Origin of the sequence: Methanosarcina sp. UBA411, from assembly GCF_002495725.1 — an archaeon.
In the GTDB taxonomy this organism is placed as follows: domain Archaea; phylum Halobacteriota; class Methanosarcinia; order Methanosarcinales; family Methanosarcinaceae; genus Methanosarcina.
In genome coordinates, this window is sequence record NZ_DAGK01000023.1 from 491 (window position 1) to 9,576 (window position 9,086).

Below are 9,086 nucleotides of genomic sequence, written 5' to 3' on the forward strand. Positions count from 1 at the left end.
ATACCCAAATTTCCGATAGTATTCTCTGGCTCCTATCCCGCTAATAATGGCAAGTTTCCGGTAACCGCTTTCATAAGCTATCTTTTCTGCATGTTCCAGAAGTTCTTTTCCATATCCTCTGTGCTGCCACTCCTTTTGCTTTGCTCCTTTTCCTATAGGTACCATGGAGCCATAAACGTGCAGTTCTCTTATCAGGGCGGTATCCTGAAGTTCCGGACGGTGAGGTGCATTAGGGAAGCGAAGGCGTGTAAATCCGATCAGAACATCTGCAGCAAGATCTTCAAAAGCGATGAAATGCTCTTTACCTCCGCAAGCTTCGTAGGTTTCTACAGTCATCTCGATGTCCTTCTGATTTATCTTTATTCCTTTAAGGTCAGTGTGTCCTACTTCCCTGCAGCGGATACAGTGGCACTTTCCTCCTTTTTCCCTCAGCTTTTCTTCTGCAAGTTGCCTGAGATTACTTTTTCGGACTCCAGCAATGATCTGGTAAGCTGGAATATCCCGCTGGATACGCTGGAGTCTTACCCATTTAGGCAGAATACCCTTTATCTCTGCAATCAGTTCAGCAGCTTCTTCGTCCGAAAGAGCCTCGTAATCTCCTGTTTCCCAGAGCCTATGAAGAGGAGTTCCTTCGGTTACAAGGGTAGGGTAAATTTTGAGATAGTCTGGCTTGAAGCGAGAATCTTCGAAGAGCTTTTTGAAACCTTTGAAGTCCAGCTTTGAATCCGAGCCAGGCAGATGAGGCATCATATGGAATCCAACCTTGAACGCGCTGTCTCTTAATACCTGATTAGCCCTAGCAATTTCTGCAACGCTATGTCCCCTCTGCATACGGGTAAGCACAAAGTCATAAACACTCTGCACCCCAAGCTCTACCTTAGTTCCTCCCAGTCTGAGGAATTCATCCACATGTTTTTCTCCTGCCCAGTCCGGACGAGTTTCGAATGTGATTCCTACGTTGCGAATTTCAGCCTTTTCATTGGCTTTTTGTACTTCTTCAAGAGGAATATAAGGTAAAGATTTTCCAATTTTCCAGGCTCTCTCTCTCCACTCTTTACCTGTGAAATCGTTCATTGCCTCAAGGCAGCGTTTAATAAACCATTCCTGGTAATCGAGACTGCGTGCAGAAAACGTGCCCCCCATAACTATTAGTTCCACTTTCTCTACATCGTGGCCGATCTCTTTAAGCTGGGAAAGTCTGGATTCAACTTGGGAGTAAGGGTCAAACTCATGCTGGATCGCCCGCATGGCTGCAGGTTCCCTTCCCATATAACTCTGGGGTGACTTGAAAGCGGAGTTAGGCCCACCAGGACAAGGAAGACAAACTCCATGTGGGCATGGAGCCGGAGAGGTCATTACAGCAATTACTGCAACTCCAGAAATCGTTCTTACAGGCTTCCGTCTCAAAAATTCTTTAATTCTTGCCTGCTCTTCGTTTGATCCCTGAATTATGACATCTCCATTCCTGGGAAGACTGGCCAGATGATAATACTTACTGACGTCTTTTTTTGCCTTATTTAACTGATTTTCGTTTTCTATTTCGCCTGCAAGTACTTTTTCAAGGATTTCTCTGCAGGCCTTATTATAATCATCTTCTTTCATCTCAAGTTCCATCTTTCCGGTTTATGGATTCCGGTTTTTCATTCTTATGGTAGTTCAAAACAAAAATCAATTTTAGAGCTTTAAAAATATTTTATGGTTTAGAAAAGTCACTTAACTTGATCTTATTGATAGTGCTTAAGATGATCCCAAAGCTCAAAATGATTTATCAAATCAAACTGTGGATAATCAATTGAGAGCTTAGGATCATTACGTGAGTTTGAAAATTCATATTTATATAGCAGTTAAATCGATTCTGGGATTAGCTCTATATTTAATGCAGGTAAAACGGTAACTTAATATTTACTGTACGGTGTCTACCTCATTTTTATCAGTAAGTTTTTACAGGTCGATTACTTAACAGAGATCGAATCCTATAATAAAAGTTCCGAGTCCTACTGCCGGTTTGAGATCCATTACAGATCTGATGTACTCATCCGATGGAGTAGAAGGAGATGCGAGTACAACATTGGCTACACCTTCTACACATTCCACATCCTTGCATTTCTGGGGAGGAAGGACTACAGTTATAGGTTCTTTCTTTGCATCCTTTGGCTTAGGTACCGCGCTCTTGTAGATCACAAAGTTACCCATCACCAGCGTATCTTTACATTTCTCACATTCCTCAAGTTTTTCAGGATCATAAATGTCTTCCCCAACCTTTTCTCCATACTGCGTAAGCAATACATTGGGCCCTTCGGGCCAGACATAATTCATATTAGTTGTAAAAGCTATGATTACCTGGCGTTTGAAGACTTCCTTTATTCCCTGGTTGTCTCCAACACCAAGTCCCATAAGGACTGCTCCTTCAGCCTTTTTCTCAAGCTCAAAAATCTTTTCTTTGTCTTCTTCACTCAAAATATATGTATCTTCCACGCCTTTGATGGCTTTTATCCTACATATGACATCCTGAATAACAGTTTCATATTTCAAAGCAAATTCCCCTTCGTGTTTTTAGAGTTCTATATTAATTATGAGCTCATCCAAAACCAATCATATTTCTTTATGAATTTTTCAGACGATTTTCCTTATCAGAAGCTCGATTGATTATTCCAACTCGGTATCTAGGTAAATATTTATTCTGGGTTTTGGGCTTAACTCTATGAATATGATCTTATTTATTCTCTTGACTCTATGAATTGGTCATATTGAGTCTGATAATATTATGTCTCTTCTTATATTCATATAATATCTCAGGCTTTTTTCTTTTTCTAACTCGGTGGAATCTTATAATTATCTTTTTATGTTTTTCTTTTTTTATATTTTATCTCTTTTATATCGTCGATTTCTAATAATAATGCCATTTTCTCTTGAGGTTACATAAAAACTCTTTTTTAAATATATTTTAAATTTAATATATGCGCTTATTATAAATATTAAAGTTATCTTAAAAACACATTGTAACTTTGCCAATTTTAAATCAGTTTCTATACAAAATTTCCCAGTACTTAGCATCTTGGTGACTGAATACATGTTTTGATTGAAATAATATTTTAAGGATTAGATCTTTTTGGACTACTGATATCTTTTCCTTCAGAAACGAATATGAATCTTTTTCTTGAAAATTAGTATAGTTAATAAAACCGGTTGAATCGAAACCTTATCCATATACAAGAACTTTATTAGTTTTAAAAACTCTAAATCTATTATTGGATAAGCTTACTGAATAGAGATCTTTAAAATTAGTATAATCTGAAATTACTTTGCCTAAATATCTCTAGTTATAGTATCTTTTTTCGATAATCTTTTATAAGTATTTCTAATTTATCTTTTAACTTAACTCCTGACGAATATACCACCAGAGTTCTTTCGACATTTACCGTTATTTATATCGTTGTTTTGCGCTTTTCCCCTTTAATTTCCCTGAAACAGACCACAAAAGATTTAATAAGGCAATTATTTTATAGAACACTTGTAATCCAATTTAGAGGGATAAGGAGGGAATGAAATCCTCTTCGGCAATCGACGAAATATGGTAAGTCTGACTTGGTGAAGAATGGTGAAACCCTTAAAGTGTTGATCCCGACACTTCTTCTTACATACGACATATCTTAACAAACATGGAGGAACAATAAAATGAAGAGATTCGCAGCAGTGACACTGGCTGCTCTCATGGTTCTTACTGTATTTGCATCCGCCGCAAGTGCAGAAGACGCAGTTGAGATCCGCGGTCCTGTGTTCAACGGCTCTAATATCGAAGACATTGTTGGCGACGGTATTACAATCGATGCTACTGACTTTGCAGCATTCTACTACGACATTGATGATAACGTCACAACTGAAAGTCTTTCCATTGAAAAAGTTGCAGATAACAAAGGCAACGTAATTGGAGAGAACGGAATCGTATATACTACTACGATTCAGCAGGTTGACTACGAATATGAAAATACAGCTGCTGGCTGGGACAACTACAGCTTGCTCGGCTTCTTTGCAGAGAAATACATCCCACTGAAGTCTAACAGTGCTGACAAGCTCGCCAAGCTCGTTCTTGACAGCGATGACAAGTACACCATCAGAACCGGCGAAACCCTTGACCTCGGACAGGGCTACTCTATCGAAGCCAAGCAGGTCGATGTTGACGGTGAGAAAGTCTGGCTCCAGTTCGACAAGGACGGAGAATACGTAGATGACGAGATTATCTCAGTCGGAACCGGTGACAGCACCTGGGACGTTGAACTTGATGACATCCAGGATGAAGACGATGTCGTTGTCCTGAAAGTCCATGTCAACCAGGTCTTCCAGGGTGCAGTCGACAGCATTGCTCAGATTGAAGGTCTCTGGCTCATTGACTATGCAAACGCCATAAAGATCGAGTCTGACGATGAATTCGGCGAACTCAACGATGTTTCCATCAACGGCCCAACCCTTAAAATTACCAATGAAGACACCTTCACTCTGACCAGGGACAGCACAAATGAACTCGCTGAAGGCCTGGCTTTCAAGGTAGCTGATACTCCATCCAACGTGCTCAGGTTCTATATCATGAAGGAACTCACTGAGCCTGGCACCTATGAAATAAGAGGAAGTGTTGCCAATGGTGAAGCCACCTGGAACGCAAGCAGCTTTGCAGGCTTCTACTACGACATTAATGACAATGTTGAAACAGAAGAACTTAGTGTCTCTAAACTCAATGGCAATGTAATTGAAAAGGGCGGCCTCGTCTACACTACCTCCATTAAGGACGTTGACTACGAATATGAAAATGCAGCTGCTGGCTGGGACACGTATCCAATTATTGGCTTCTTTGCAGAGGAATACATCCCACTGAAAGCCAACAGTGCTGACAAGCTCGCCAAGCTCGTTCTTGACAGCGATGACAAGTACACCATCAGAACCGGCGAAACCCTTGACCTCGGTGAAGGATACTCTCTTGAAGCCAAGCAGGTCGATGTTGACGGTGAGAAAGTCTGGCTCCAGTTCAACAAGGACGGAGAATATGTAGATGATGAAATCGTCAGTGTTGGAGGAACCGGTGACAACACTTGGGACGTTGAACTTGATGACATCCAGGATGAAGACGATGTCGTTGTCCTGAAAGTCCATGTCAACCAGGTCTTCCAGGGTGCAGTCGACAGCATTGCCCAGATTGAAGGTCTCTGGCTCATTGACTACGCAAACGCCATAAAGATCGAATCTGACGATGAATTCGGCGAACTCAACGATGTTTCCGTACAGGGAGAATCCCTCAGGATCACCAATGATGATACATTCACTCTGACCAGAGACTCCGATGAGGAAATTGGTGAGGGAATGTTCTTCAAGATCGCTGACACCCCTGCCAGTGAACTCAGGTACTATCCATTCGTTAAGAGGACTATCGGTGACGAAAACAACACTAGCATTGAAAATAACACTATCGTTGAATCTAACAAAACCGAACCATCTGATGATAATGCAACCATCGAAACTCCAGATGATAACACACCCGCAACTCCGGGAGAAACCTCTGTAGAGGCACCAACTGAAGAGAATAAAACTGAACCCGGCAAAGAATCCCCAGGATTCGGAGTTGTTCTCGGACTTGTTGGACTCCTTGCAGTTGTCTATATCGTCAGGAGGAACAACTAAATTTTCTAATTGAAGGGTTTTCTTAACCCTTCTTTTAATTCTTTTTTAGTTTCTTTTCGCAGATACCTTTTTATTTACGGATTTCTTAATTCAAGCGATCTTCTTGAATCCCGGTTTTAAATTGATAGTTATTTCCAGGATTATACAGATTTTAGGTGAAGCTTATGAAAAAAATGGTGGCTTTAATATCTGCACTTGTGGTTTTAACGGTCGCATTTTCAGGCTGCGTAGGCGACAATAATTCCGCAGTCAATGGAACAGAGCCCAATAACTCGGGAGAAAATGTAAATCCTGCTGAAAGTACGGCTAACGTTAGCGAGCTTAACGAGCCCGCAGTAAATGTAACAGAGCCAAGTAATAGCCCGGAAACGAACGTAGATCATGCTGATAATGCAGCTGACACTAACGAGCTTAACAAACCCATATCTGGCGGAACAGACTCAAGCAGTTCAGAAGCGAATGCAAATTCTGCTGAAAGTGCTGACATTAGTAAGCTTGAAAACCTTCCTGCAGGTTTTGAATACATTGGATCTGTCCCTCTTGATGCATCTGATATCAAAATCGATTACAATGCAGAGAATGTTTCAGAAGTCGTTGGAGGATCCGAAGGAATGTACAAATACAATGACTCTGATTTCTATCTAGATGTAATCGAGCTTGGAAATGCTGAGGCTGCAACTAATCTGATAGATGCATACAAATCTTCCTTCAAGCCATTAGCAAATGGTTCCCGTTTTGTCGAAGAGTCATTTAATGGACATTCAGCTGTGAGAATTGCAGACTACGTCACAATTGCAGGAAACGAGGCTCCCAGGTATACCTATATCTGGAGTAACGAAAACCATGTATTCGTGGTTACCGGAAGTACTGCTGATAGCTCTCTGGTAAAACAGCTGGCAGAAGCAACAGGATACTAATATATTTTCAAGAAAGGGTAATGCCTTTTATTCTTTTTTTCTTTTAATTCTTTTTCAGATTATTTTTAGTATACGCTCTAAATGAAGCTGAGGAAAAAGTTAGTTGAAAGAAATATAGTGGATATTAACTTTAAAAAAGCTGAAAGCGGGTAAGATAAAGAACTCTCCTATTTGCTCCGTTTATACTTCTCACCCGCTGACAACAGATTTTAGGGATTTTTACATTAGAATCTCAAAATATCACTGCTCAATGGGAGCGATTTTGTTTTATCTTATAAGTAATACTCCTTTTCCACCGACATTAACATCGCCAACCAACTTTCGGTAGACAGTTCCTTCAATCTCTTCTGTTCCTTCTTCTTTATAAGATGGTAGGAGATCGGATACCTCACCTTTAATAATGACCATACCGTTCTTCATTTCGTTTGCAGGCATTGTAGCATTGCCTTCAATTATTATCTTCCCTCCATTGTTTGAGATTGCAGGAAGGAGTCCTACATTGCCTTTTACGAGTATTTCTCCTCCGCACATATGCTCACCGAGGTAATCTCTGGCATTGCCATTGACGGTAATTTTCCCTCCTCGCATGCCGCAGGCTTCTCCCCTATAACCTGACCCTACGTAGTAAGAAGCATTTCCATTGAGTATGATTTCTCCACCTGTCATCTCACAGCCGAGCCAGCTGTCGGCATCGCCATTGATTATAATCTTCCCGCCTTTCATACCGAATCCACAGTGCATGTCCACGTTGCCGTTGATTTCTATTTCTCCTGCACTCATGTTCTGTCCAATGCGCTTTACTCTTGCAACATCGCCTTCGAAAACAAGCTTTACGTTTTCTACTGAGTCGCTCCCTTCTACCTTTACATTGAAGAAATCGCCAAGAGGATACTGGCCGTTCCCGTACCAGACCGGAATTGTCTTTATATCTTCTTCGGTCTTGCCTGCAAAGTTGTCAGGGTTTATGCTGTCGGCTTCTATGGGGATTTTATTTGCTTCTTTTAGGGAAAGCTTCACAATCTGCATTTAGAACCCCCCTTCCGTGGCGATTTCAACAGGATTCTGGAGATACGCATCTTCAACCATATAGTTGGCTTTGCTCACTGTATAATACTTCCTGAATTTTACATCTATGTCTTTCTGCATTGCGCTGTCGATGGCTGAGGGAACTTTTGCGTTTACCCAGTATATCTTGCCTTTCGGAGTAGCTTCTATCTCTCCGTCTTTTACGACAATTTCTCCGCTTTTCAGCGTGTATGCTGCACCTGAGAAAGCTTTCTTCACTTTCTCGTACTCTGTCGAGGGGTCAATCTTTCCTGGAAGGATGTCATATATCGCAATATCGGCATCGGAGCCTGGTTTGAGGTTCCCTTTTTCGGGCCTGCTGTACATTTTTGACTGGATGCTCCTTGTCATGATTGCAAGCTCGTAGAAATCAAGTTCCCTGTCTATTCCTGGCAGAACCATTTTGTCAAGAGCCATCTTGGAAAAGCCAGAGATAACTTCCTCCCTTTTTTTTGCACTCATCAAGTAAGTGAAGGCTTCAGGATAGTTCACAAAAGAACCGCCATTCGGGCTGTCGGTTGTAAACATAACCTTCCAGGGATCTTTCACGAGCAGGGCAAGTTCAAGCCCTATTGCCCACTGCACTGCGTTTACAAAGCTCTTTGGAGAGTAGAACAGAGGTACAACCCCGGACGCATCTTCCAGTTCTATATCCTGGTTGCTCCACTTCTCGTGCATCATCCTCGCGTTTGCATATTCTACAGGTCCGTCTGCAGTCATGGTTACTGCAGGACCAAAGATAATTTGCCCAAGGTCAAAAGTCAGGTGGTTTGCTCCATTTATATAGTCTGCAACCATGGGAGCTCCTGTTTCAAAATCCCTCCACGACGTACCTGCGTAGGCATTGAACTGCACGTGGGTTACGTGGAGAGCCTGCCTATCCCGGCTAGGTTTAACTTTCTCAAAAAGCTTCATGGTTTCTATAGTAGTTGCATAATTCCCTGGTTTTCCGAGGTTGTTGCAGTGCACATGTACGGAATGGGGAAGCTTCAGCCGCTCATTTACTTCGGCAAGGCTCATGAGGATCTCGGCTGGAGTTACATCAAAGTTCGGGACAGGGTCGTAGAGTCCACTAACGTTCTTTCCCCAACCCCAGGCTTCTCCTCCGCCTGGGTTTACGATTTTTATTCCGTAACCTCTCGAAGCTCTAAGACCCCAGGCAACATATGCTGCAAGCTTTTCAGGCTCCTTGTCTCGAATATATTCCATGACCTGCCAGTTGCTTCCAAAAAGAGAGAGTCCCATTTTGTCCAGAATTGGGATTTCTTTGAATTCCTCATGGGTATGCCTTGCGGCAAGAAGAGGGATTGCAGCTTCACAGATTGTAGTATACCCGAGTTTTGCGTACCTGTATCCGATTGCATAGGTGTTTGGAGTATTGTATCCTACCTGTGCTCTTGTCTTTTCGGTACGTGCAACCTGACCCGAAAGCCCTGG

Annotated in this window: 6 protein-coding genes; 2 read left to right on the forward strand and 4 right to left on the reverse strand. The window is 41.9% G+C overall.

The window, feature by feature from the left end; all coding sequences use genetic code 11:
• On the reverse strand, positions 1 to 1,602 hold a 1,602-nt coding region (locus tag BP861_RS08535; protein WP_394339171.1), incomplete at its 3' end, for a tRNA uridine(34) 5-carboxymethylaminomethyl modification radical SAM/GNAT enzyme Elp3.
• A gap of 354 nt (positions 1,603 to 1,956) precedes the next feature.
• A complete protein-coding gene (locus BP861_RS08540) occupies positions 1,957 to 2,532 on the reverse strand; it encodes a hypothetical protein (protein WP_292374406.1) in 576 nt (191 codons plus the stop codon).
• Between the two features lie 1,143 nt (positions 2,533 to 3,675).
• Here BP861_RS08540 and BP861_RS08545 point away from each other — a divergent pair.
• Both BP861_RS08545 and BP861_RS08550 read left to right on the forward strand, forming a co-directional pair.
• Positions 3,676 to 5,667: an S-layer protein domain-containing protein gene (locus BP861_RS08545; RefSeq protein ID WP_292374408.1), complete on the forward strand. Its 1,992-nt coding sequence runs from the start codon at positions 3,676 to 3,678 to the stop codon at positions 5,665 to 5,667.
• A gap of 164 nt (positions 5,668 to 5,831) precedes the next feature.
• Positions 5,832 to 6,584: a hypothetical protein gene (locus BP861_RS08550; protein ID WP_292374410.1), complete on the forward strand. Its 753-nt coding sequence runs from the start codon at positions 5,832 to 5,834 to the stop codon at positions 6,582 to 6,584.
• A 267-nt stretch (positions 6,585 to 6,851) separates the two neighbouring features.
• Here the strand turns inward: BP861_RS08550 and BP861_RS08555 are convergent, their stop codons facing one another.
• Both BP861_RS08555 and BP861_RS08560 read right to left on the reverse strand, forming a co-directional pair.
• Positions 6,852 to 7,610: a formylmethanofuran dehydrogenase subunit C gene (locus BP861_RS08555; RefSeq protein WP_292374412.1), complete on the reverse strand. Its 759-nt coding sequence runs from the start codon at positions 7,608 to 7,610 to the stop codon at positions 6,852 to 6,854.
• The coding region (locus BP861_RS08560) for a formylmethanofuran dehydrogenase subunit A (RefSeq protein WP_292374414.1) at positions 7,611 to 9,086 on the reverse strand (1,476 nt) is incomplete at its 5' end.